Source organism: Nordella sp. HKS 07 (assembly GCF_011046735.1).
Lineage (GTDB): Bacteria > Pseudomonadota > Alphaproteobacteria > Rhizobiales > Aestuariivirgaceae > Taklimakanibacter.
This window is the reverse complement of record NZ_CP049258.1, coordinates 1,680,726-1,704,858: the sequence shown is the minus strand read 5'-3', so window position 1 is coordinate 1,704,858 and position 24,133 is coordinate 1,680,726. Positions and strand designations below refer to the sequence as shown.

General features: G+C 62.4%; 19 protein-coding genes. 18 read left to right on the top strand and 1 reads right to left on the bottom strand.

The genetic code is table 11. From position 1 onward, the window contains the following. The first annotated feature begins 43 nt into the window (after window positions 1-43). The 4 genes from G5V57_RS08010 to G5V57_RS07995 all read left to right on the top strand — a co-directional run bounded on the left by G5V57_RS08010 (window position 44) and on the right by G5V57_RS07995 (window position 4,592). Window positions 44-613 (top strand): thiamine phosphate synthase, encoded by a 570-nt coding sequence (locus G5V57_RS08010; RefSeq protein WP_165167004.1) that lies wholly within the window; start codon window positions 44-46, stop codon window positions 611-613. A 72-nt stretch (window positions 614-685) separates the two neighbouring features. Further along, complete coding sequence (locus tag G5V57_RS08005; protein WP_165167003.1) at window positions 686-1,504, top strand: tetratricopeptide repeat protein; 819 nt, start codon at window positions 686-688, stop codon at window positions 1,502-1,504. Window positions 1,505-1,751: 247 nt separating this feature from the next. Beyond that, window positions 1,752-2,894 carry an OpgC family protein gene (locus G5V57_RS08000; RefSeq protein ID WP_165167002.1) on the top strand — a complete coding sequence of 381 codons (1,143 nt, stop codon included), beginning with the start codon at window positions 1,752-1,754 and terminating at the stop codon, window positions 2,892-2,894. 66 nt (window positions 2,895-2,960) lie between these two features. Continuing rightward, entirely contained in the window at window positions 2,961-4,592 is a 1,632-nt protein-coding gene (locus tag G5V57_RS07995; RefSeq protein WP_165167001.1) for an acyl-CoA synthetase, read from the top strand. A gap of 179 nt (window positions 4,593-4,771) precedes the next feature. On the opposite strand, the gene G5V57_RS07990 is transcribed toward G5V57_RS07995, so the two are convergent. Continuing rightward, window positions 4,772-5,017: a hypothetical protein gene (locus G5V57_RS07990; RefSeq protein WP_165167000.1), complete on the bottom strand. Its 246-nt coding sequence runs from the start codon at window positions 5,015-5,017 to the stop codon at window positions 4,772-4,774. A 34-nt stretch (window positions 5,018-5,051) separates the two neighbouring features. Here G5V57_RS07990 and G5V57_RS07985 point away from each other — a divergent pair, with 34 nt between their 5' ends. The 14 genes from G5V57_RS07985 to G5V57_RS07920 all read left to right on the top strand — a co-directional run bounded on the left by G5V57_RS07985 (window position 5,052) and on the right by G5V57_RS07920 (window position 24,084). Then, complete coding sequence (locus G5V57_RS07985) at window positions 5,052-5,861, top strand: FkbM family methyltransferase (RefSeq protein WP_165166999.1); 810 nt, start codon at window positions 5,052-5,054, stop codon at window positions 5,859-5,861. Between the two features lie 34 nt (window positions 5,862-5,895). Next, window positions 5,896-7,221 (top strand): adenylate/guanylate cyclase domain-containing protein, encoded by a 1,326-nt coding sequence (locus G5V57_RS07980; protein ID WP_165166998.1) that lies wholly within the window; start codon window positions 5,896-5,898, stop codon window positions 7,219-7,221. 8 nt (window positions 7,222-7,229) lie between these two features. Beyond that, entirely contained in the window at window positions 7,230-8,192 is a 963-nt protein-coding gene (locus G5V57_RS07975) for a polysaccharide lyase (protein WP_371744811.1), read from the top strand. 83 nt (window positions 8,193-8,275) lie between these two features. Then, window positions 8,276-10,162, top strand: a complete 1,887-nt coding sequence (locus tag G5V57_RS07970; RefSeq protein WP_165166996.1) for an ABC transporter ATP-binding protein — start codon at window positions 8,276-8,278, stop codon at window positions 10,160-10,162. Then, window positions 10,159-12,063: an ABC transporter substrate-binding protein gene (locus tag G5V57_RS07965; protein WP_165166995.1), complete on the top strand. Its 1,905-nt coding sequence runs from the start codon at window positions 10,159-10,161 to the stop codon at window positions 12,061-12,063. Before G5V57_RS07970 ends, G5V57_RS07965 begins: the two co-directional genes overlap by 4 nt. 2 nt (window positions 12,064-12,065) lie before the next feature. After that, on the top strand, window positions 12,066-13,064 hold the full coding sequence (locus G5V57_RS07960) for an ABC transporter permease (protein ID WP_165166994.1): 999 nt from the start codon (window positions 12,066-12,068) through the stop codon (window positions 13,062-13,064). Continuing rightward, window positions 13,061-14,242 carry an ABC transporter permease gene (locus G5V57_RS07955; protein ID WP_165166993.1) on the top strand — a complete coding sequence of 394 codons (1,182 nt, stop codon included), beginning with the start codon at window positions 13,061-13,063 and terminating at the stop codon, window positions 14,240-14,242. The genes G5V57_RS07960 and G5V57_RS07955 overlap by 4 nt, the downstream gene beginning before the upstream one ends. 107 nt (window positions 14,243-14,349) lie before the next feature. Next, entirely contained in the window at window positions 14,350-15,561 is a 1,212-nt protein-coding gene (locus G5V57_RS07950; RefSeq protein WP_246737570.1) for a glycosyltransferase family protein, read from the top strand. Window positions 15,562-15,571: 10 nt separating this feature from the next. Beyond that, on the top strand, window positions 15,572-16,807 hold the full coding sequence (locus G5V57_RS07945) for a glycosyltransferase family 4 protein (protein ID WP_165166992.1): 1,236 nt from the start codon (window positions 15,572-15,574) through the stop codon (window positions 16,805-16,807). Then, window positions 16,804-17,925, top strand: coding sequence for a glycosyltransferase family protein (locus tag G5V57_RS07940; RefSeq protein ID WP_165166991.1), 1,122 nt, complete (start codon window positions 16,804-16,806; stop codon window positions 17,923-17,925). Before G5V57_RS07945 ends, G5V57_RS07940 begins: the two co-directional genes overlap by 4 nt. Window positions 17,926-18,046: 121 nt before the next feature. Then, entirely contained in the window at window positions 18,047-20,776 is a 2,730-nt protein-coding gene (locus tag G5V57_RS07935; RefSeq protein ID WP_165166990.1) for an ABC transporter transmembrane domain-containing protein, read from the top strand. Between the two features lie 34 nt (window positions 20,777-20,810). Then, entirely contained in the window at window positions 20,811-21,275 is a 465-nt protein-coding gene (locus tag G5V57_RS07930; protein ID WP_165166989.1) for a cyclic nucleotide-binding domain-containing protein, read from the top strand. 239 nt (window positions 21,276-21,514) lie between these two features. After that, the gene (locus G5V57_RS07925; protein ID WP_165166988.1) at window positions 21,515-23,212 is read left to right on the top strand and encodes an adenylate/guanylate cyclase domain-containing protein; all 1,698 of its coding nucleotides are present in this window, start codon (window positions 21,515-21,517) and stop codon (window positions 23,210-23,212) included. A gap of 11 nt (window positions 23,213-23,223) precedes the next feature. Further along, window positions 23,224-24,084 carry an MBL fold metallo-hydrolase gene (locus G5V57_RS07920; protein WP_165166987.1) on the top strand — a complete coding sequence of 287 codons (861 nt, stop codon included), beginning with the start codon at window positions 23,224-23,226 and terminating at the stop codon, window positions 24,082-24,084. Window positions 24,085-24,133 lie beyond the last annotated feature (49 nt).

Sequence of the window (24,133 nt, the reverse complement as noted above, 5' to 3'; positions counted from 1 at the left end):
GCCTTCTCTGATTGAACGGGGGAAGGAGGACTCCGAATCAGCCATGGCGCAGCCCCGTCTTCATCTCGTCGTCCCCGAGACGACCGGTCCCCATGCGCTGCGCTGCTTTGCGGCGGCCTGCGAAGCGGGCGATGTCGCCAGCGCGCTGGCACCCGGCGGCCTGGTGGGTCTCCTTTTACCGGTCGCTCGCGAGCACGGCGTGGCGCTGCTTTGCCTCGATGAAAAACACGCGCAAGCCTGCGACGGCATCGAAGTCACCAATCGCGCCGATTACGACCATGCCCGCAAGCTCCTGGGCGCCGACAAGATCATCGGCGCGCTGTGCGGCACGTCGCGCCATGTCGCCATGGACCTCGCCGAAGCGGGCGCCGAGTATATCGCCTTCAATCAGGCCCGCCTCAAACCGCATGAGGAGCCGATCATCGCCTGGTGGTCGAACCTGTTCGAGGTGCCCTGCATCGCCGCCGATCCGGTGGCGCCTGAGGCGGTTGCCGCATTATTGACGCAACAGCCCGATTTCATCCGCCCACCGGAGTCGATCTGGACGTCACCCGAAGAGGCCCGGCGCATCGTCACCGAGCTCATGCAGGCGATTTCAGCCGAGGCCCCATGAACCGCATTGCCGCTCTTCTTCTGCTGCTGCTGGCCCTCGCCGTATCCGGCCCGGTCATGGCCCAGCCGGCCTATGAGGAAGCGGTCTCCCTTTACGAGGACAAGGATTACAAGGGGGGCCAGGGCGATCGCCGAGGCGCTCGCCAAGAAGGGCGATGCGCGCGCCATGGCGATGCTGGGCGTCCTCTATCAGAAGGGGCAGGGGGTCACTGCCGATCTCAACAAGGCGGCCGACTGGTATGCTCAATCCGCCGCCAAGGGCAATCTCGGCGCGGAATATTCGCTGGGCGAAATCTATCTCAACGGGATGCTCGGCGATCCGGATCCGGAGCGCGGACGCTACTGGATGGAAAAGGCCGCCAAGCAAGGCAAGCCAGAGGCCGAACATCGCATGGGGCTGCTCGCCGCCAGCGAGACGCCGCCCGACTGGCTCGAAGCGGCGGAGTGGTTCAATAAGGCGGCGGAGCAGGGCTATGCCGATTCCCAGTATAATCTGGGCGTTCTCTTCGCCGAGGGCCGCGGCGTCGAGCAAAACAGGATCAGGGCCGGCGAGTGGTTCGCCAAGGCCGCGGTCAAGGGCCATCGCGATGCCGCCCTCGATTACGGCATCATGGTCTTCCGCGGCGACGGGGTGAAGAAAAACGAGAAGGTCGGCGCCCAATGGCTTCTCGTTTCGGCCAAGCGCGGCAATCCGGTGGCGCAGAATCGCGTGGCACTCCTCTTCGCCACCGGCCGTGTGTTCGAGGCCAATCCGATCGAAGCGGTGAAATGGCACAACCTCGCCAGAGAGGGCGGGCGCAGCGACGCCTGGCTCGATGAGTTCGTCGCACGGCTGCCGGAGGAAACGCGCAAGGCGGGCGAAGCCAAGGCCCAGGCCTTCCAGCCGGATTGAAGTTTGATCACGATGAGTTCGGATCGACTCAATCCGATTTTTGCGCATCGGCTTATCCGAAAACCGCACGCATGGTCGGGTCACGCCCGACCACAAGCTTTTCGGACCGATGCTCCAAACGTGATCAATTCCAATAGTGAGCGCGGAATTTTACGAAAAATCCACTTTTTCGTATCCCACGCTATGTAAAAATCCGGTATCAGGCAATGCCATTTTCCTGCCATCCCTGTCCTTCAAGCAGCTTTCCATGACGACCGCCGCCGCTCGCTCCCGCCGTGACCACCGCATCGATTTCCTGCGCGGCCTGGCGCTCGCCTCGATCTTCATCAATCACGTGCCGGGCAATTTCTACGAAAATTGGACGCATAAGAATTTCGGCTTCTCGGATGCGGCGGAAGTCTTCGTCATGCTCGCCGGCTTCGCCTCGGCCTATGCCTATTTCGCCCGCTTCGAGCGCGGCGAGACCTGGGATGCGAGCGTCAAGGCGGTGCGGCGCGCTTTCACGCTCTATATCAGCCATATCGTCACGACGATCATCGGCATCGCGCTGTTCTGCGCCGCGACACTGTATTTCATGCATCCGGGGTATCTCGACGACTCCATCGTCTACATGGACATCAAGCCGTTGATGGACGATCCGGTGCGCGGCATCGTCGGGCTCGTGACACTCGGACACCAACTCGGCTATTTCAACATCCTGCCCATGTATATGGTGCTGCTGCTGATGCTGCCTTTCTTCATGATGCTGGCGCGCCGCAGCCTGTCGCTTCTGCTCGCCGTCTCGGTGACGCTGTGGTTCGCCACCGGCGTCTTCGGGCTCGAGATGCCCAACTATCCGATGCCCGGCGGCTGGTTCTTCAACCCGTTCGCCTGGCAGCTGCTGTTCGTCGTCGGCTTCATCCTCGGCCAGCGCCAGCGCGAGCAACGGCCGATGCCGTTCTCGGCCCTGCTCTACGGCCTGTGCGTCGTCTATCTGCTGCTCGCCTATTGGTGGGTGCCCTTCGACTGGCTGATCAATTTCTCCGGCATAAAGCTGCCCTCGACCATCTGGAGCTTCGACAAGGGCTTCGTCGCCTGGCCGCGCCTCCTGCATATGCTGGCGCTCGCCTATGTTGTGATGATGTCGCCGCTCGGCCGCCTCATGCACCGAATCCCGGCGAGCAACTTCCTCACCGCGATGGGACGCCATTCGCTGCCCGTATTCTGTATCGGCTCGCTCTTGTCGATGACGGGCGCCATCGTGCGCCATGAATGGGGAGGCACCTTCGGCAAGGACACGGTGATCATCGCGACCGGCCTCCTGGTCATGGGTGGGCTCGCCGTCTTCCTCGACGGGCGCAAGGCGGAAAGGACCGAGCCCCTGCGAGCACCCAGCCCAGCCACCACATAAAGGGGCGATGCAAGCCGGCCTCTGAAGCGGCTTCCGCCGCGGAAGCGGATGGAATAAGACGGCTCCATGAGCACATCCATCTATGACCGCGACCTGCCCAAGACCCCGGCCAACTACCAGCCGCTGACGCCGTTGTCCTTCCTCGCCCGCGCCGGCGCCGTCTATGCCGATCACACCGCCATCATCCATGGCGGCCAACGCTTCACCTATGCCGAATTCTATGCGCGCAGCCGCAGGCTCGCCTCGGCATTGACCAAGGCCGGCATCAAGCGCGGCGACACAGTCTCGGCGCTGCTCGCCAACACGCCGGCGATGCTCGAAGCCCATTACGGTGTGCCGATGGCGGGCGCCGTGCTCAACACGCTCAATACCAGGCTCGACGCCGCAGTGATCGCCTTCTCGCTCGACCACGCCGAGACGCGCCTCGTCCTGGTCGACACCGAATTCTCCGGTCTCATGAAGGAGGCGCTGGCCCTCATGAAGGGCAAGAGGCCGATCGTCGTCGATTATGTCGACAGCGAATTTGTGCCCGACGGCAAGCGTCTCGGCGCCATCGATTATGAGAGCTTCATCTCGGGCGGCGATCCCGATTTCGACTGGATGATGCCGGCGGACGAATGGGATGCGATCTCGCTCAACTACACTTCGGGCACCACTGGCAACCCGAAAGGGGTCGTGTGCCATCATCGCGGCGCCTATCTGATCGCGCAGGGCAATGTACTGACCCAGCAGATGGCGCGCCATCCCGTCTATCTGTGGACGCTGCCGATGTTCCACTGCAATGGCTGGGGCTATCCCTGGTCGATGTCGGTGATGGGCGGCACCCATGTCACTTTGCGGGCGGTGCGCGCCAAAGCGATCTGGCAGGCCTTGGCCGAGCACAAGGTCACGCATCTGTGCGGTGCGCCGATCGTGATGGCGACCATCCTCAATGCGCCGGAAGAGGAGAAGACGAAACTGCCGCATGTCGTCGAGTTCACCACCGCGGCCGCTCCGCCGCCGGAAGTGGTGCTGGCGCGCATGGCGGAAGCGGGCTTCAACGTCACGCATGTCTATGGCCTCACTGAAACCTATGGCCCGGCGGTGGTGAACGACTGGGATACGAAATGGGACGCGCTCGAGCCTGAGGCACGCGCCGCGAAGAAAGCGCGCCAGGGCGTGAACTACATCCCGCTCGAGGCGCTCACGGTGATGAATCCGGAGACGATGACGAAAGTGCCGGCCGACGGCAAGACGCTGGGCGAGGTCATGTTCCGCGGCAATATCGTGATGAAAGGCTATCTCAAAAACCACCAGGCGAGCGAAGAGGCCTTCAAGGGCGGCTGGTTCCATTCGGGCGATCTCGCGGTGCTGCATCGCGACGGCTATGTGCAGTTGAAGGACCGCTCCAAGGACATCATCATCTCGGGCGGCGAGAACATCTCCTCGATCGAGGTGGAAGAAGTGCTCTACAAGCATCCGTCCGTGCAGGCGGCCGCCGTCGTCGCCAAGGCGGACGAGAAATGGGGCGAATGCCCGTGCGCCTTCATTGAGCTCAAGCCCGGCGCAAAGGCAACGGAAGAAGAGATGCTCGACTGGTGCCGCAAGGGTCTCGCCCGCTTCAAGGTGCCGAAGCATGTTGTGTTCGCCGAATTGCCCAAGACTTCCACAGGCAAGATCCAGAAGTTCAAGCTCCGCGAAATGGCGAAGGAGGTGTGAGGGTGATTTGGGGTTCTTATGGCTTTCGCTTTCTTCCGCCGCTCCGGCCGATATCGTGATGACGGCCGAGAAGTTCAGCCGTTTCTTCGCGGGAGAATCTGAAGCGACTTCGGAGGCCGCCCCAAATTGAGAAACGTTCCGCTCTGGCATTTGCGAGCGGCGAGGATCCCTATCTGCCGTCATTTATCCTCGAGGATGATTTCTGGTCGATCGAACAGTTTCCCTATCGTGGAGATATCCTCGTCATCATTGCTGCCCACCACCTTCTGCTGGTGACCGGCAGTCACGAGAGTCAAGGGCTGGAGGCAATTACTAATATGCACATTAGGTCGCGCGAAGCACCGCACGCCATTACGACCAATCCGATCGTCCGCCGTGACGGAAAGTGACAGTCCTTCGTCCAGTAACGTTTGCGTCAGCCGCATTGAAGTGGCCGCCCGTTTGGCGCAATGACGCCGCATGAAGCATTTCGACATCACCTATCAGGGCGAAACCATCACTCTCGCCGACCTGCCGGAATACCGCAAATTCTACCGCAAGCTCGAAAGTGGCGCCTGGGAGCCACGCACCTTCCGTGCTCTGAGCGATCAGCTCGGTCCCGACGTCACCTATATCGATATCGGCGGCTGGATCGGGGTCACGCCGTTCTGGGCCGCGAGACGGGCCAAACGCGTTCTCGTCCTCGAGCCCGATCCCAGATGCCGGGAAATCCTCAAAAGCCTGCTGCCGCTCTATCCCAATGTCACGCTGATCGAAGGCGCGCTCACATCGCAGCCGCATCTCAAGCTCAACGCCGTCGAGGGGTTCGGCAGCTCGGAGACGAGCGCGCTTCCCATCGGCGACGGCCCTTCCGTGGAGGTCGAGGGCTTTTCCATGGCGAAGCTGCTTCATATTGCGGGCCCGGGGCCTCTCTTCGTCAAGATCGACGTCGAGGGTTATGAATATGCGCTCGCCGAGGAGCTGCGGAAGCTCGACCATCCGCAGGTGAAGGGCGTGCAGCTGGCAGTCCACCCGGCTCTGTATGAGAAGACCCTCGGCGGGCCGCGAATATTCCGTCGCGGCAGATCGCTAGTCGCGACGCTCAGGCTGGCCTGTCTCTTCGGGCGCCTCGCGCGGCAAGCGGCCGTGGGCAAATTCCCCAGTCTGGTTACCTATTTGTCGCAAGACGTCGCTTTCACGCCGAAGCCCCGGGGCGCCGATCTTCTTTTCCTTAACAGGACACCCCCGTTGCAATCGAGCGCGCCGGACCACACATTAGCGGCCCTATAGTCGCATTTTCGAGCGCTTTCCCGGAGCACAGCCCATGGCCGCAGAGCATGCCATTTCCGAGACCCTCATGGATGAAGTGTCGGCCTGGCTGAAACAGGCCTCCCTCAAGAGCACCGATCTCGAAACGGTAATTCGCGGGTGTTGCGAAAGGCTCGCCGCTACCGGCCTGCCGCTCAAGCGCATCAATATCTCGCTCTCCATTCTGCATCCGCTCTATCGCGCCATGGGTTTCACCTGGCGGCGTGGCGAGGGCCTCAAGGTCGAGGGCTATCGCCATGTCGAGCCCGGACAGGAGAAGGACGACCAGCTCACCAAGAGCCCCTATTACCAGCTGATCCATAACGGGCTCGACCATATGCGCCGGCGCATCGACGCCGATTGCACGCCGGAATTTCCGATCTTCGAGGATTTCAAGAAAGAGGGCATTACCGACTATCTCGCCTTCTTCCTGCCCTTCGGCGAGGATTCGGGCCAGGGTATCGTCGGCTCATGGTCGACCGACCGCGCCGACGGCTTCAATGAGAGCGAGATCGCCGCACTCCTGCGCATCCAGGGTCGGCTCGCGGTGGCCGCTCGTGTTGCGGTTCTGAGCCAGCTCGCCGGCAACATGCTCACCACCTATCTCGGCAACGGCGCAGGCCAGCGGGTGCTATCGGGCCAGATCCAGCGCGGCGACGGCGAGACGATCCGCGCCGCTCTCATCATGGCCGATATGAGGGGCTCGACGGCCATTGCCGAGCAGGCGGGGCGGCAGGTCTTCATCGACACCCTCAACCAGTTCTTCGACGCCATCGCGGTTCCCTTCAGCGAAGGGGGCGCGGAGATCCTGAGCTTCCTCGGCGATGGCTTCCTGGCGGTCATTCCCTGCGCACGCCATCGCGGCCCCTCGGAGATCGCCTGCCGCCAGGCGCTCGCCGCCGCCCATAATGCGGTGGCGCGCATGGGCCAGCTCAATGAGCGGCGCAAGAGCGAGAACCTGCCCGAGATCGGCTATGGCGTGGGACTGCATGTCGGCAATGTCATGTTCGGCAATGTCGGGTTGAAGGAGCGGCTCACCTTCTCGGCATTCGGGCAGGCGGTGAACGAGGTGCAAAGGCTCGAAGGCCTGTCGAAGAAATACAAGACGCCGATCATTGCCAGCGACGAATTTGCGCTTTATAGCGGCGGTGAGTGGAACATGCTGGGGACCGAAATCTTGCGCGGCACCGATTACGACATGAAGGTCCATGCGCCTCTGGCGGGCAAGGGCGCGGTCAGCGACTATGTCCCGGCAAGTATGGCGCGCGAACTCACCGATGCCGAGCGCCTTATCCTGCTGCATCGCGACACGGGCGTTTTTCAACGGCGCAAGGCGAGCTGATGCCGATCATCCGGAAAGCCGCGCAATTTGGCGCAGTGCTGGCGGGCCTGGCGCTCGCCGCCGCGGCGGGCGCGCAAGAGCTCACTTACAAGGACAAGCTCGTCGACGGTTTCGAGGGCCAGGATTTCGCGCCCGCGGGTGGTCTTTATTACAAGAAGAACTTCGAGCAGAGTGCGGGAAGCGTCGAGTTCCAGAACAAGGTCGTGCATTCGGGCAAGGGGGCACTGCGGCTGTCGGTGAAGCCGCACTGCCCGGCGAGCAAGCCCTTGTGCAGCGAGCGGGCCGAGGTCTGGGAGCGTAGCAAACTCAGGGTGCCCTATGACCAGGGGGCATGGTTCGGTTTTGCTGTCAAATTCGAGGAGCCGGTGCCGCAGGACGATCACCGCTACCTGATCGCCCAATGGAAGCGCGAGATCGATGCCGGCGCGGATGGCGACTTCAGTCCGTTTCTGGCTTTCCGCTTCAACGAGGGCAAATTCTTCATCACGGTCGAGACCAATCTCGTGCCGGGCAAGGAAGGCCAGAAGGGGAAGAGGGCGCATTGCGGCCCGGGCGAAACGGCGGTGTGGCTCAGGCCCGATACCAACCAGACCCGGGCGCTGGTCGCCTTCGACAGGAAATTCGGCCCTGAGAATGGGGATGAATTCAACGCCTGTACCGACAAGATTACGGTGATCGATCGCGGCAATCCTCTGCCCGACCCGGCCACCGGCTGGGTCGACTTCGCCGTCTATGCGAAGCCCGGCCCCGAAGGCACCGGCCAGATCGAAATCTTCGCCAATGACAAGTGGATCGTCACCGTCAAAGGGCGAATCGGTCACAACGACAAGGGCCTTGGCGAGAACCAGTATTTCAAGTTCGGCCCCTATCGGGCGGGCGGCCCGGGGGTGTGGGCGCTCTATTATGACGACTTCCGCCGCAGCCTCGCCTGCGCGGATGTGCTCAAGCCCGAGATTTGCCCCTTTCCATAAGACCCGAAAAGCGGCTAGGCTCCCCTGACTTAAGGGGAAGGCGTTTGGTTGATTATGCTGGCATGGCGTAAGTCCGGTCCGCAATGACGGCGGCAGGTGATATTCTCCGCATCGAGGATCTGGGCATCGGTTTTGCGCTACATGCCTGGGACTTCGATGCGGTCAAAGGTGCGAGCTTCCGGGTCCTGCCCGGCAAGGTGACGGCGCTTGTTGGCGAATCAGGGTCCGGCAAGTCAGTCATCGCCCAGACCATCATGGGCATCCTGCCCAGGCCCGGGCGCATCAAGCAGGGCCGGATCATCTTCTCCGACCCCAAGAAGGGCAAGGACACCAATCTCGCCAGCCTCAATGTCGAGAGCGAGCAGTATCGACATATACGCGGCGGACGCATTTCGATGATCTTCCAGGAGCCGATGACCTCGCTCTCGCCGCTGCACACGATCGGCGACCAGGTCGGCGAGGCCTATCGCATCCATTTCCAGGCGACGGAGAAGGAGGTGCGCGAGCGCACCGAGGAGATGCTGGGACTGGTCGGCTTTCCCGATCCCAAGCGCGCCTATGGCATGTATCCCTTCGAATTGTCGGGCGGGCTTCGCCAGCGCGCCATGATCGCCATGGCGCTCATCTGCCGGCCGGCACTGCTCATCGCGGATGAGCCGACAACGGCGCTCGACGTCACCATCCAGGCGCAGATCCTGCAACTCCTCAAGGAACTGCAGCAGAAGCTGAACATGGCGGTGCTGATCATCACGCATGATCTCGGCATCGTCGCCAATATCGCCGACGAGGTCGTGGTCATCTACCGCGGCGAAATCATGGAAGCGGGCACCGTAACCGATATTTTCGAGAATCCGCAGCATCCCTATCTCAAAGCGCTGCTGGCGGCGGTTCCGCATTTCAACATGACGGCGGGCGAAAGGCTGAAAGCGCTGCGCGACGTGCCGGTCAATGCCGGAGCCCTCCTGGGCGGCAACGGAAAGCGTTCCGGCAAGAAGGGCGGCCTGCTGCTCTCGGTGCGGCACTTGACCAAATCCTTCGCGACGCGCCAGTCCGGCTGGTTCGGCAAGGGCGACGCGCACGAAATCCGTGCCGTCGACAATGTCAGCTTCGACATCAATCAAGGTGAATGCTTCGGCCTGGTGGGCGAATCGGGCTGCGGCAAGACGACCGTCAGCAAGATTATCATGCGAGCGATCACGCCCAATCAGGGTTCGATCACCTTCGATGCGGGCGAAGGGCCCGTCGATTTGCTGAAGGCCGAGGGCGACCAGCTCAAGGATATCAGGCGCCGCATCCAGATGGTGTTCCAGGATCCGTTCAGCTCGCTCAGCCCGCGCATGAGGGTGCAGAACATCCTGAGCGAGCCGCTCGAGATCCACAATTACGGTACGGCATCCGAACGCAGAGCGACGGTCGAAAGACTGATGCAGGCGGTCGGTCTCGATCCGCGCTATCTCAGCCGCTATCCGCACAGCTTCTCGGGCGGCCAGCGCCAGCGCATCGGCATCGCGCGCGCTCTGGCGCTCGGCCCCGATCTTCTCATCTGCGACGAGCCGGTCTCCGCCCTCGACGTCTCGGTGCAGGCCCAGATCCTCAACCTGCTCAAGGACCTGCAGAAGGAACTCGGCCTCACCTATCTCTTCATCTCGCATAATCTGGCGGTCGTCGATTACATGGCGGACCGCATCGCGGTGATGTGCCGCGGCCGCATCGTCGAGGTGGCGCCGCGCGAGACCCTGTTCCGCAATCCGGTGCATCCCTATACACGCGCCCTGCTTGCCGCCGTGCCCTATCCCGATCTCGGCCGGCCGCTCGATTTCAAAACGCTAAAGCTCGGCGGTGCCTCCGACGACAGTGCCTGGGGCAAGGCTTTCCGCGACGGCGGCGACGGCCTCGATCATCGCGATCTCGGCGGCGGCCATTGGATCCTGGCGCAACACGGCGTCGAGAACCGGGAGCTCAGGCCATGATCCTGCGCATTCTCTGTTGTACCCTGGCGCTGCTTGTCGGAACGCCCGGCGCATATGCCGGCTATATCGAGCCCGACTATCTCAAGGAGAAAGTCGCCAAAGGCGAATTGCCGCCGGTCGAGGAACGCCTGCCGACAAAGCCGCTGCTCATCGAGCAGCTCGAGCCCGGCAAGTCGCCCGGCCAATATGGCGGCGAGGTGCGCTCGCTCATCGGCGGCCAGCGCAATATCAGCCAGATGACCGTTTCCGGCTATACAAGGCTGCTGCGTTATGACGACAAGCTGCAGCTCAAGCCGGATGTCCTCGAGTCCTTCGACGTGGAGGAGGGGCGCATCTTCACGTTCCATCTGCGTCCAGGCCACAAATGGTCGGACGGCGAGCCGCTGACGCCGGAAGATTTCCGCTATGCGCTGGAAGACGTGCAGCTCGACGAGGACCTCACCAAAGGCCTCATCTCGAATTACCTCCTGGTGAACGGCAAGCCGCCCAAATTCGAGATCCTCGACGATCTGACGGTGCGCTACACCTGGGACGCGCCCAATCCGGACTTCCTGCCGCAGATCGCGGCGCCCCAGGCGCTCAGCATGGTGATGCCGGCGCATTACCTCAAGCAGTTCCACAAGAAATACCAGAGCGAGGACAAGCTCAAGGAGCTGATCAAGGCCAACAAGGAGAAGAAGTGGACCGGCCTTCATATCGGCAAGGCGCGGCAATACCGTCCGGAAAACCCCGATCTGCCGACGCTCGATCCCTGGCGCAACACGACCAAGCCGCCGGCCGAGCAGTTCGTCTTCGAGCGCAATCCTTATTTCCACCGCGTCGACGCGGAAGGCCGTCAGCTTCCCTATATCGACCGGTTCGTCCTCAATGTGAGCTCCTCCTCGCTGATCCCGGCCAAGACCGGGGCCGGCGAAGCGGATCTGCAGGGCAGCAACATCAGCTTCGCGGACTATACCTTCCTCAAGGAGTCGGAGCAGTCGCATCCGATCAATGTAAAGCTGTGGGAGAGCGGACGCGGATCGCGCGTCGCGCTCTACCCCAATCTCAATTACGAGGATGAGGCCTGGCGCAAGATCCTGCAGGATGTGCGCTTCCGGCGGGCCCTGTCGCTGGCGATCAACCGGCGCGAGATCAATCTCGCGGTGTTCTTCGGCCTAGGGAAACCCAGCGCCGATACGGTGCTCCCGGCGAGCCCGCTGTTCCGCGAGGAATATGCCAAGGCCTATACGGATTTCGATCCGGCCGCGGCCAACAAGCTGCTCGACGAGATGGGCCTCGACAAACGCGACAGCGACGGCATCCGTTTCCTGCCCGACGGCAGACGCGCCGAGATCATCATCGAGACGGCGGGCGAGGACACGGTCGAGACGGATGTGCTCGAGCTCATCGTCGATCATTGGGACAAGATCGGCATCAAGCTCCTGGTGCGCACCTCGCAGACCGACGTGCTGAGAAGCCGCATCATCGGCGGCAAGGTCATGATGGCGATGGCGTCGGGCTTGGACAACGGCATCCCGACCGCCGACATGAATCCCAAGGCGCTGGCGCCGACCAGCCACGAGCAGCTGCAATGGCCGCAATGGGGCATCTTCGTCGAATCGAACGGTGAGAAGGGGACCGAGGCGGATCTGCCGGAGGCCCGGGAACTCTATGACCTCTACAAGCAGTGGCGCCAAACGGCCGACCACGCGGCGCGCGCCGAGATCTGGCATAAGATGCTGGCGCTCTATACCAGCCAGGTCTTCTCCATCGGCATCGTGAACTCGACGCTGCAGCCGATCGTCGCCTCGACGAAACTGCGCAACGTTCCGGACAAGGCCATCTACGGCTTCGACCCGACCGCTTATTTCGGCGTCTACGGCATGGACACCTTCTGGTTCGACGAGAAGGGAGGGTCCTGAGGATGGCGCGCTACATTATCTGGCGCATCTTCATGATGGTGCCGACGCTGGCGATCATATCAGCGCTGGTCTTCACCATCATCGAATTGCCGCCCGGCGATTACTTCGAGAGCTATGTCGCCGAGCTCCAGGCCCAGGGCGAGAGCGTCAATGCCGAGGAGATCGAGGCATTGCGCAAGGAGTATGGCTTCGACAAGCCGCCGATCATCCGCTACTTCCACTGGGTCGGCGGCATGCTCACCGGCGATTTCGGCTATTCCTTCGAATATCAGATGCCGGTCACCGATGTGGTGGGCGACCGGATGTGGCTCACCATCATGGTGTCCTTCATCACCATCCTGTTCACCTGGCTCATCGCCTTCCCGATCGGCATTTATTCGGCGACGCACCAATATAGCTGGGGCGATTACGGGCTGACCTTCCTCGGGCTGCTCGGCATCGCGGTGCCCAACTTCATGATGGCGCTGGTCTTCATGTATCTGGCCAATGTGTGGTTCGGTACGTCGATCGGCCATCTCATGGACCCGCAATTCATGTCGGAGCCGATGAGCTGGGCCAAGTTCAAGTCGATCCTGGAACATCTGTGGATTCCGGTGATCATCATCGGCACGGCGGGCACCGCCGGCATGGTGCGGCGACTGCGCGCCAATCTGCTCGATGAATTGCAGAAGCAGTATGTGGTCACGGCGCGCGCCAAGGGCCTGCATCCGTTCAAGGCGCTGATCAAATACCCGTTGCGTATGGCGCTCAACTTCTTCATCGCCGATATCGGCTCGATCCTGCCGGCCATCATCTCGGGCGCCGAGATCACCGCAATCGTGCTGTCGCTCGAAACCACCGGACCCTTGCTGATCCGGGCGCTGAAGAGCCAGGACATGTATCTCGCCGGCTCCTTCCTGATGTTCCTCGCCTTCCTCACCGTAATCGGCGTTCTCATCTCGGATCTGGCGCTCGCCGTGCTCGATCCGCGCATCCGGCTCCAGGGTGGAAGCACGAAATGAACGACGCGACGCCGCTTCCGCCGTCCGGCCAGCCGCTCCGGCACTATGTTTCCAAGGCGCCCTTCGATCCCGCCTATGGCGAGGCGATGAGCGACCAGCAGAAGAAGGTCTTCCTCGCCTCGCAATGGCGGCTGATGTGGTGGAAGTTCAAGCGCCACCGCCTCGCTCTGATCTCCGGTATCATCCTCACCGCCCTTTACGGCATGATCATCATCGCGGAGTTCCTGGCGCCCTATAATCTCGCCACCCGCAATATGGACAATATCTACGCGCCGCCGCAGCGGGTGCGTCTGTTCCATAACGGGGAGTTCATCGGACCCTTCGTCTATGGCCGCACGATGCGGCTCAACATGGACAATCTGAGGCGCGAATATACCGACAACAAGGATGACCCTCAGAGGCTGCGCTTCTTCTGCCGCGGCGATACTTACAAATTCTGGGGGCTGGTCGAGAGCAACCTCCATCTCGTCTGCCCGGCCAAGGACGGCGAATTCTTCCTGCTCGGCACCGACCGGCTCGGACGCGACATGCTTTCGCGCATCATCTATGGCGCGCGCATCTCGCTCACCATCGGCCTTCTCGGCGTGGCGGTGAGCTTCATCCTCGGCATTGTCATCGGCGGTATCGCCGGCTATAAGGGCGGCGTCGTCGATCTGATTACGCAGCGTATCATCGAAGTCCTGCAATCGCTGCCCAGCATCCCGCTATGGATGGCACTGGCCGCGATTATGCCGGTCACCTGGTCGCCACTGCTCGTCTATTTCGGCATCACCTTCATCCTCGGGCTTCTCGATTGGACCGGGCTCGCACGCGCGGTGAGATCCAAATTGCTGGCTTTACGCGAGGAAGACTACGTCCTCGCGGCACAGCTGATGGGCGCCAAGGGCAGCCGCATCATCGGCCGGCATCTGGTCCCCGGATTCATGTCGCATTTGATCGCCTCGGCCACCATATCCATTCCCGGCATGATTCTGGGCGAAACGGCATTGAGCTTCCTCGGGCTTGGCTTGCGGCCCCCCATCACCAGCTGGGGGGTGCTGCTCCAGGAAGCCACCAACATCAATGTGGTGGCGCTCTATCCCTGGCTCATGCTGCCGGTCCTGCCGGTGATCATCGTCATTCTGGCCTTCAATTTCCTCGGAGACGGACTGCGTGATGCGGCCGATCCGTACAAATAGATGAAACGGCGACCGGCTAAGAAGGAGTGTTTGGCCGCGCCCCTGGGCTGTGGCATAGTCCGCCGTTTCGGGGCCAGCGTAGTTGGTGTAGCGAGAGGGGACTGAAGATGCGGCGGCTGGAACACGCGCGCATTCTCATGTACAGCCACGATACGTTCGGGCTAGGACATCTGAGACGGTGCCGAACGATTGCACATTCACTCGTCGAGAACTACCGCGGCTTGAGCGTCCTCATCATCTCGGGCTCGACCATCGCCGGCGCATTCGATTACCGCGTACGCGTCGACTTTGTGAAGATCCCCTCGATCATCAAGCTCCACAACGGCGACTATACGTCGATCGACCGGCACACCGATCTGCATGAAACGCTGGAAATGCGCGAGTCGATCATCCGGCACACGGCGGAATCCTTCCAGCCCGACCTCTTCATCGTCGACAAGGAGCCTCTTGGCCTGCGCGGCGAGCTCGAGGACACGCTCTCCTATCTCAAGACGCACGGGACCACCCTGGTGCTCGGCCTGCGCGAGGTCATGGACGCGCCGCATCTTCTCAAGGCGGAATGGGCGAAGCGCGACGTGCTGCGCAAGATCGGGATGTTCTACGATTCGATCTGGGTCTATGGGCCGGAGGATTTCTACGATCCGCTGACCGGTTTCGATGTTTCCCCGGCAGTACGTTCGCGCATGCACTATGTGGGCTTCCTGCAGCGCTATATCTCCCTGGCCGATGTGCCGATGCGCGAGGTCGAGGGCAATTACATCCTGGCGACGACGGGCGGGGGCGGCGACGGAGCCGATCTCATTCACAATATCTTCGATGCCTATCACCATGACCCGTCGCTCACGCACAAGCTCCTCATCGTGCTCGGCCCCTTCATGCCGGCGCGCAAGCGGCGCAAGCTCGTCAAGAAGGGTTCCGCCATCCCGCATGTCGAGATCATCGAGTTCGACAACCGGATGGAAAATCTCATCGCCGGGGCGCGCGCCGTCGTCAGCATGGGCGGCTACAACACGTTCTGCGAGATCCTGTCCTTCGACAAGCCGGCCCTGATCGTACCCAGGGTCACGCCGCGCGAGGAGCAGCTGATCCGGGCCAAGCGAGCGGCCGAGCTCGGCGTGATCGACATGCTGTTACCGGCGGAAGCCGAGGACCCGGCACGGCTGGCCCAAGCCCTCAAGCGTCTGCCCGACCGGGCGCCGCCCTCGCATGTGACCTCCAAGCTCAAGCTCGACGGGCTCGAAAAGATCACCGATCTGGTCGGCGAGTGGCTCGAACCCGGTTCGCAAAAGCGGCTTACCGTCGTCGAAAGCAGCAACTGATTTCGCCTCCATGACGAAGATCGTCATCGTCCTCAAGGGCTATCCGCGCCTGTCGGAGACCTTCATCGCGCAGGAGCTGCTCGGACTGGAGCGCGCCGGCCATGAGCTTTATCTCGTCTCGATGCGCCATCCCACCGACAAGAAGCGCCATCCGGTCCATGACGAGATCAAGGCGCCGGTGCGCTACCTGCCGGAATATCTCCACGACGAGCCTTGGCGCGTCATCCGCTCCTGGTGGAAGGCCCGCCGGTTTGCGCATTACAAACGCTTGCGCCAGACCTTCCTGGCCGATCTCAAGCGCGACTTCACGCGCAACCGCTGGCGACGCTTCGGCCAGGCGCTGGTGCTCGCCGCCGAATTTCCCCGGGACGTCGACTGGCTCCATGCGCATTTCATCCACACGCCGGGCTCGGTCACAGCCTATGCAAGCCTCATCCTCGATATCGGCTGGAGCTGCTCGGCGCATGCCAAGGACATCTGGACGTCGCCCGACTGGGATCTCAGCGCCAAGCTCGGCCAGGCGCGCTGGGTGGTGACCTGCACGAAAGCCGGCTTCGACAGACTGCAAAGCCTGAGCCCCGATCCGTCGCGCGTCCATCTGAGTTATCACGGCCTCGATCTTTCCCGTTTCGCTCACTTCGACGGAGCGCGTCCGGCGCGCGACGGCACGGATGCGAAGGATCCGGTGCTTCTCCTCAGCGTCGGCCGCGCGGTCGAAAAGAAGGGCTATGACATTCTCATCGACGCCCTGGCGCTGCTGCCGAAGGATCTCGCCTGGCGTTTCGTCCATATCGGCGGCGGCGAAAAATTGAGCGAGCTCAAGGCCAAGGCCGAGGCGCTTGGCCTTGCGGCGCGCATGGAATGGCTCGGTTCGCGCGCCCAGGAAGATGTGCTGGCGCAGTACCGGCAAAGCGATCTCTTCGTGCTGCCCTGCCGCATCGCCCGCGACGGCGACCGCGACGGCCTGCCCAATGTGCTGGTCGAGGCGTCGAGCCAAGGGCTTGCCTGCATATCAACGACGGTCTCAGGCGTACCCGAGCTTCTGAGCGACGGTGTCGACGGGCTCCTCGTCCCGCCTGAAGACCCGCGGGCGCTCAGCGCCGCCCTGACGCGGGCCATCGGCGATCCGCAGCTGCGCCGGCGGCTCGGCGCGGCCGCCGAGACGCGGGTGCGCGGGCATTTCGATCATACCAACAGCATTGGCGAACTCACCCAGCTCTTTCGTGCGGCGCGGGGCCACGCATGAAGGTGCTCATCTATGTGCAGCATCTGCTCGGCATCGGGCATCTGGCCCGGGTAAGCCGTATATCGGCGGCCCTCGCCAGGGCCGGAGACGATGTGACGCTGCTCAGCGGCGGGGCGCCTGTCTCGGGCTTTCCGCCATCCGGGGTCAGGCTTGTCCAGCTGCCGCCTATCCGGGCGCGCGACATGTCTTTCTCCGCGCTCATCGACGACGACGGCAACGAAATCGATGACGCCTTCAAGGCAGCGAGGCGCGACCGCCTGATCGCGGAATTCGATGCGATCCGGCCCGATGCACTGGTCATCGAGGCCTTTCCCTTCGGCCGGCGCCAGATGCGCTTCGAATTGCTGCCGCTGCTTCGCCATGCGCGCGCGGCAAAGCGGCCGCCACTCATCGCCAGCTCGGTGCGCGACATATTGCAGGAGAATCGCAAAGCCGGCCGCGCCGAGGAAACGCTCGGCGTGTTGCGTGACTACTTCGATCTCGTTCTCGTCCATGGCGATCCGGCCTTCGCGCGCCTCGATGAAACTTTCCCCGAGGCTGGCGAGATTGCCGAGCGCATAGCCTATACCGGGCTCGTCGCCGGCGAGGCGGCGATATCGGCCGACCGGTTCGATGTCGTGGTCTCGGCTGGAGGCGGCGTGGTTGGCCGCAAGCTCATCGAGACGGCCATCGCGGTGGCGCCTCAGTTTCTCGGGCGATGGCCCAGTTGGTGCATCATCACCGGGCCCAACTTCCCCGCGGCGGAGAAACAGGAGCTTACGGCACGCCTCCCGCGCGGCGTCGCGCTCGAAACCTTCCGCAGCGACTTTCCGGGCCTGCTGGCGCGTGCCAGCCTGTCGATCTCGCAGGCCGGCTACAACACGGTCTGCGATATTCTCCGGGCGCAGTGTCCGGCTATCCTCATTCCTTTCGCGGCGGGCGGCGAGACCGAGCAGACCGACCGGGCCAGGCGCCTCGAGGCGCTGGAACTCGCGGCGATGCTGCGTGAAGACATGCTCACGCCCGAAAGCCTGAGCCGGACGATCGCGACGATGCCGCAGCGAAGTGCCGTGGTGCTCAATCTCGACGGCGCCGCCGAAACCGCGCGCATCCTGCGCCGGCATGTGGCCGAACCTTGATTTAAAAGGAATTTATGCCAGTATCCGCGGCAGAGGTGATTTTGTATGCTGAGGCGAGTGGTCATGTTTAATTCTAGCGAATCATTCGATCTGCCTCGGCGCCCCGGGCGCTTCGTCGCGCATGGATAAGAATCTCGCCAAATATATCTGGAGGCATACGAGCCGGCAGCAGATTTGGATCCTGTTCATCATCCTGCTGTCGATGCCGACCTACTACATGTCGCTCGATCTGCCCAAGCAGATCGTCAACGGACCGATCCAGGGCGACGGCTTCGCCACCCCAGACGCGCACCAGACCTTCCTGCGCCTGGTCATCGATCTGCCGGACTGGATATCGACGGCGAAGCCCTTCGTCCTCTTCGAGGGATTCAGCCTCGACCGCTTTCAAATGCTGATGGCGCTGTCGGGCGGTTTTCTCGTCCTCGTCATCATCAACGGCCTCTTCAAGCTCTATATCAACACGTTCAAAGGCCGGCTCGGCGAGCGCATGCTGCGCCGCCTGCGTTTCCAACTCGTCGACCGCGTGCTGCGCTTCCCGCCGAATGTCTTCAAGCGCGTAAAGGCCTCCGAAGTCGCGACCATGGTGAAGGACGAGGTCGAGCCGCTGGGCGGCTTCATCGGCGATGCTTTCGTGCAGCCGGCATTTCTCGGTCTTCAGGCGGCGACCGCGCTGTTCTTCATCATCCTGCAGAATTTCTGGCTCGGCTTCCTCGCCGCCTTCATGGTCGGCATCCAGGGCGTCGTCATCCCGAAAATGCGGCGCCGCCTCATCAAGCTCGGCAAGGAGCGCCAGCTCACCGCGCGCCAGCTTGCCGGACGCGTCGGCGAGATCGTCGACGGCATTTCCTCGATCCATGTCCATGACACGTCGAACTACGAGCGCGCCGACATCGCGAACCGCCTCGGCCGCATCTTCAAGATCCGCTATGATCTCTACCAGTGGAAATTCTTCGTCAAGTTCCTCAATAATTTCCTCGCCCAGGTCACGCCCTTCCTGTTCTACGCGATCGGCGGCTATCTGGCGCTGAGGGGCCAGCTCGATATCGGTCAGCTCGTCGCGGTGATTTCGGCCTACAAGGATCTGCCGAGCCCGATCAAGGACCTGATCGACTGGGATCAGCAGCGTCTCGACGTTCAGGTCAAATACGCCCAGGTCTATGAGCAGTTTCAGGTCGACCAGTTGATCGAGGCGGAAGTCCAGGAACTGAACGGCAAGCCGGTGGCGCCGATCACGACGCCGATCTCCATCACCAATTTCTCCGCCAGCGACGACAGCGGCGCGAGACTCCTCGAGAACATCACGCTCGACATAAGACCCGGCGAGAATGTCGCCGTCATCGGTACGGCGGGCGGCGGCACCGAGGCACTGGCCGACGCCATGGTGCGCCTCGTATGGCCGGAGCAGGGCCGCGTCGCCATCAACGGCACCGATCTCCAGGCGCTTCCCGAAGCCGTGACGGGGCGGCGCACGGCCTATGCGGCAGCCGACGCCCATCTCTTCCAGGGCACCATTCTGGAGAACCTGGTCTATGTGCTGAAGCATTTTCCGATGCGCCAAGCCACCTATGAAGGTGATCTGGCGAAGCAACGCGCCTGGGAGATGGACGAAGCCGGGCGCGCCGGAAACCCCGATCACGACCTGCGCAGCGACTGGATCGACTACGAGACGATCGGCGCCAAAGGCCCGGATGATCTGCTCGCCGCCATCGAGCAGGTGCTCGACGCGGTGCATTTCTCGGATGACGTCTTCGATCTGGGGCTCAGGGCCTCCGTCGACGAGACGCTACATCCCGCTATCCCCGAGCATATCGTGTCGGCGCGCAAGGCATTGCGGACACGCCTCGAGGAGGAAGGACTGGCGAGCCTCGTCACCTCCTTCGATCCCGCACTCTACAATGCGGAGGCGACGGTCGGCGAAAACCTCCTGTTCGGCACGCCGGTGGGACCCGAGCTGTCCAATGTCAATCTCGCGTCCAACGCCTATTTCCGCTCGGTGCTGGCGCAGTCGGGCCTGGATGAGGCGCTCTATCGCATGGGCGTCGAGATCGCGCGCAACGCCGTCGAATTGTTCCGCGACCTGCCGCCCGATCATCCGTTCTTCCAGCAACTGATCTTTATGACGGCGGATGAGATCCCCGATTATCAGGCGCTGCTGCAGAAGCTGCAGGACAAGCCCTTCGCCCAGGTCGCCGAGGCGGACCGCAGCCGGATGATGAAACTGGCTTTCTCCTATGTCGAGCCGCGTTATCGCTTCGGTCTTCTCGATCAGGAGATGATGGATCGCATCGTGGCGGCGCGCGCGGCCTTCCACGACAATCTGCCGGACAGCCTGAAAGGGGCGATCGAGCCTTACGATGTCGAGAGCTACAACAAATCCGCCAGCATTCTCGACAACGTGCTGTTTGGCCGCGTCGGCCACCGCCATGCCGACGGCGCCGAGCGCATCCGCGGCATTGTCCGCTCGGTGCTGGATGACCTGGATGTCAGCCGGGACGTTATCAGGGTGGGGCTCGAATTCAATGTCGGTGTCGGCGGCCGCCGCCTCACCTCGGTGCAGCGCCAGAAGCTGCATGTCGCCCGTGCGCTCCTCAAGCGGGGCGATTACATCATCCTCAACAAGGCGCTGTCCTCGGTCGAGCAGCGCACCCAGGAGCAGCTGGTGCGCTCGGTCCTGGGCGAGGCGGCGCGCGACGGCCGCAAGCCGGCGGTCGTCTGGGTGCTCAGCAATCCCAATCTGGCGCGGCTTTTCGACCGGGTGGTGGTGCTCGACCGGGGGACCGCGGTGGAGGACGGCGATTATGACCAGCTCATGTCCAAGAAGGGCGTTTTTGCAGGGCTTCTGGCGTCGTAGTATATGGTTGGACCAGATATAGGAGTATTGAGCGATGCAGCTCAAAGATGAGGTGGAGCTGTTGCGGCGCGTACCGCTCTTTTCGGGCGTGGCGCCAGGCAAGCTCAAGCTCCTGGCCTTTACTTCGGACCGCGTCAGTTTCGACGCCGGACAGACACTCTTCAAGCAGGGTGATCCGGGCGATGCCGCCTATGTGGTTCTCGCCGGTTCGGCCGATGTGCTGGTCAATTCGCAGAGCGGCGAGATCAAGGTGGCGACCTTGGAGCCGAATTCGATCGTCGGAGAGATCGCCATCCTGTGCGACGTCTCGCGCACCGCTACCGTCAGGGCCAACGCGCCGCTCGAAACCCTGCGCATCCGCAAGGAGCATTTCCTCAAGCTGCTGGCCGAGTTTCCGGAAATGGCCGTCGAAATCATGCGGGTGCTCGCCGACCGCCTGAGCCACACGACGGCGGAGCTCAGCGAGGCGCGCAGCGATCTCAGGCGAAAGGCAAACTAGAAGCCCGCGCTAGAGCGCCGGACGCTCACATGGAATCGGTCCGGCGCTCTAACTCTTTGATTTGCGCATCGGATTATCTGAAAACCGCTTCGCACTTTTCGGTCCGATGCTGTAGCGCAGGATGCGAAAAAGTGGGTACCGGTTTTTCGCAAGTATCCCGCGCTGAATATCGAATCGATCACGTTTATGAGTTTGGATTGACTCAATCCAAACTCATCGTGATCTAAGCGGAGGCCGGCATGACTTCTCCAGATGTTGCCTTGCCCTACCGTACCGCCCTTCCACGCGTGACATTGCGCCAGCTCAGGCTGGCGACCGGCCTCGTTCTGTTCACATTCGCGGCGACGCATTTCCTCAATCATGCGGTTGGGCTGCTGTCGATCGAGATGATGGAAGAGGTGCGCCTCTGGCGCATCGCCCTTACCCGGAGCCTTCCCGGCACGATCATCCTGCTGGCCTCGTTCCTCGTCCACTTCGTGCTCGGGATCGTGGTCTTCATCAGGCGCCGCAGCCTGAGAATCAGGCCGCATGAATGGGTGCAGCTGGGTTTCGGCCTGCTCATCCCGCTATTGCTGTTGCGCCATGTCACCGGCATGCGCGGCGCTCATATCTATGCCGGAGTCGATGACAACTATACCTACGCTTTGTGGGTCATGTGGCCGGCCGAAGCCTGGCGACAGGCGGCGCTGATGCTGCTCGTCTGGGTGCACGGTCTGATCGGCCTGCATCACTGGCTCGAGTTCAAGTTCTGGTATCGCCGGCTCAGATGGCTGTGGGTAGCGCTGGCGACCCTTATACCGGCGCTTGGCTTCGCGGGATTTGCATCCGCCGGGCGTGCCATCCGCTATGTTTCGGATTTCGAGCCGCCAATGTCGCAGGAGCAGTTCAACTTCCTGCATGGCCTGCTCGACTATGAATTCTACCTCTATCTGGGCCTGCTCGCCCTGATCGTGGCGTCGCGCATCGGCCTCGGGCTCCTCGATCGGTACCGGCACACGATCACCATCACCTATACGGGTGGACAGCGTGTCTCGGCGCGGCGCGGCCTGTCCGTCCTCGAAATGAGCCGCCTCAACAACATTCCGCATGCCTCGGTGTGCGGCGGGCGGGCACGCTGCTCGACCTGCCGAATCAGGGTCATCGAAGGCCCGGCGAACGAGCCGCCGCCGGATGCCAATGAGCTGAAAGTGCTGAAGCGGGTCGGCGCTCCGGCCAATGTCAGGCTCGCCTGCCAGTTTCGCCCCGAGACCGATCTCGTCATCACCACGCTCCTGCCGGCGGCGACGGCCGACGCGGTGGATGGGCTCGTCGACAAATATTTCTGGGGCGTCGAGCAGGAGGTCACCGTGATGTTCTGCGATCTGCGGGGCTTCACCAAGCTGTCGCAGCAGCGTCTCTCCTATGACGTCGTTTTCCTGCTCAACCAGTATCTGGGACGCATGAGCGAAGTCATCGTCGATACAGGAGGCTATGTCGACAAGTTCATGGGCGACGGCATCATGGCGATATTCGGCATGGACAAGACGGCGAAGGCCGGAGCGCGCGAGGCCCTGGCCGCGGCCAGGGCCATGGGCGGCGTGCTCGACGCCCTGAATCAGAGCCTGCACGAGGAACTACGCGGCGCGCTCGAGATGGGCATCGGTCTTCATTCGGGTGCCGCCATACTGGGGCGCATCGGGGCGGCGGGCAAAAGTGCCACGGCGCGCGGCGTCACCGCGCTCGGCGATACCGTCAACACCGCCAGCCGGCTGGAGGCCGCAGCCAAGGAGCTCAATGTGCAGGCGATCATTTCCCGGGTGGTCCTCGACAAGGCGGAGACCGAGCCGGGAGACCTCGAAACCCGAAGCCTGGAGATCCGGGGAAGGGCCGGAACGCTCGAAGTGGTCATGGTGAAGCGGGCGACGCAATTGCCCGCTTTAGAGTCGCATAAGCCGTAGGAAATGCTACGATGCCCGCCGAGCGAGGGGTCAAGTCGTTGAAAGAAAAGAGTGAATTTACGGTAAAGTTTTGGGGCGCCAGGGGTAGCATTCCGGTGTCGGGGTCGGAAGTCACGCGTTATGGGGGTGATTCGTCCTGCGTCGAAATGCGCTGCGGCGAGCATGTCCTGATGTTCGATGCGGGGTCGGGCCTGAAGCGTGCCGGCCAGGAATTCGAACGCGAAGGCGTGACGCGCCTCGACATGTTCTTCTCCCATTGCCATTGGGATCATATTTTCGGCATTCCGTTCTTCCTGCCGTTCTATCGCGGCAGCAACAAGATCCGCATATGGTCCGGCCATCTCGCCGGGGTGATGACGACGCATGAAATGATCTCGGGAATCATGAAGGCGCCGTATTTTCCGATCGCCCCGGAGATCTTCATCGCCGATGTCGATTACAAGGATTTCAAACCGGGCGATGTGCTCAATCCCCATGACGGCATCGTGCTCAGGACCGCCAGCCTCAACCATCCCAATGCCGCCGTCGGCTATCGCGTCGAATTCCAGGGCAGGTGCGCCTGCTATATCACCGACACCGAGCATGCGCCCGGCAAGCTCGACCAGAATGTGCTGAAGCTCATCGACCATGCCGATCTCGTCATCTATGACGCCGCCTTCACCGACGAGGAGATGCCACGCTATCGCGGTTTCGGCCATTCGAGCTGGGAGGAAGGCGTGCGCCTGTGCAAGGCGGCCAAGGCCAAGCAACTCGCCATCTTCCACCATTCGCCGCTGCGCAATGACGACGAACTGGACGTGATCGGCGAGGAGGCCAAGGCGGCATTCGCCGGCGCCTTCGTGGCGCGTCAGGGCCTGGTCGTGGATCTGTAAGGGCCAGAGCGCCGGACGTTGCGATGGAATCGCGTCGGCGCTCCATCTC

Coding starts and splice junctions, on each gene's coding strand:
- G5V57_RS07960 (WP_165166994.1), top strand. CDS start 12,066: ATGGCGCGCTACATTATCTGGCGCATCTTCATGATGGTGCCGACGCTG.
- G5V57_RS07950 (WP_246737570.1), top strand. CDS start 14,350: ATGCGGCGGCTGGAACACGCGCGCATTCTCATGTACAGCCACGATACG.
- G5V57_RS08000 (WP_165167002.1), top strand. CDS start 1,752: ATGACGACCGCCGCCGCTCGCTCCCGCCGTGACCACCGCATCGATTTC.
- G5V57_RS07955 (WP_165166993.1), top strand. CDS start 13,061: ATGAACGACGCGACGCCGCTTCCGCCGTCCGGCCAGCCGCTCCGGCAC.
- G5V57_RS07930 (WP_165166989.1), top strand. CDS start 20,811: ATGCAGCTCAAAGATGAGGTGGAGCTGTTGCGGCGCGTACCGCTCTTT.
- G5V57_RS07970 (WP_165166996.1), top strand. CDS start 8,276: ATGACGGCGGCAGGTGATATTCTCCGCATCGAGGATCTGGGCATCGGT.
- G5V57_RS07995 (WP_165167001.1), top strand. CDS start 2,961: ATGAGCACATCCATCTATGACCGCGACCTGCCCAAGACCCCGGCCAAC.
- G5V57_RS07985 (WP_165166999.1), top strand. CDS start 5,052: ATGAAGCATTTCGACATCACCTATCAGGGCGAAACCATCACTCTCGCC.
- G5V57_RS07990 (WP_165167000.1), bottom strand. CDS start 5,017: ATGCGGCTGACGCAAACGTTACTGGACGAAGGACTGTCACTTTCCGTC.
- G5V57_RS07980 (WP_165166998.1), top strand. CDS start 5,896: ATGGCCGCAGAGCATGCCATTTCCGAGACCCTCATGGATGAAGTGTCG.
- G5V57_RS07920 (WP_165166987.1), top strand. CDS start 23,224: ATGCCCGCCGAGCGAGGGGTCAAGTCGTTGAAAGAAAAGAGTGAATTT.
- G5V57_RS08005 (WP_165167003.1), top strand. CDS start 686: ATGAGGAAGCGGTCTCCCTTTACGAGGACAAGGATTACAAGGGGGGCC.
- G5V57_RS07940 (WP_165166991.1), top strand. CDS start 16,804: ATGAAGGTGCTCATCTATGTGCAGCATCTGCTCGGCATCGGGCATCTG.
- G5V57_RS08010 (WP_165167004.1), top strand. CDS start 44: ATGGCGCAGCCCCGTCTTCATCTCGTCGTCCCCGAGACGACCGGTCCC.
- G5V57_RS07945 (WP_165166992.1), top strand. CDS start 15,572: ATGACGAAGATCGTCATCGTCCTCAAGGGCTATCCGCGCCTGTCGGAG.
- G5V57_RS07935 (WP_165166990.1), top strand. CDS start 18,047: ATGGATAAGAATCTCGCCAAATATATCTGGAGGCATACGAGCCGGCAG.
- G5V57_RS07925 (WP_165166988.1), top strand. CDS start 21,515: ATGACTTCTCCAGATGTTGCCTTGCCCTACCGTACCGCCCTTCCACGC.
- G5V57_RS07965 (WP_165166995.1), top strand. CDS start 10,159: ATGATCCTGCGCATTCTCTGTTGTACCCTGGCGCTGCTTGTCGGAACG.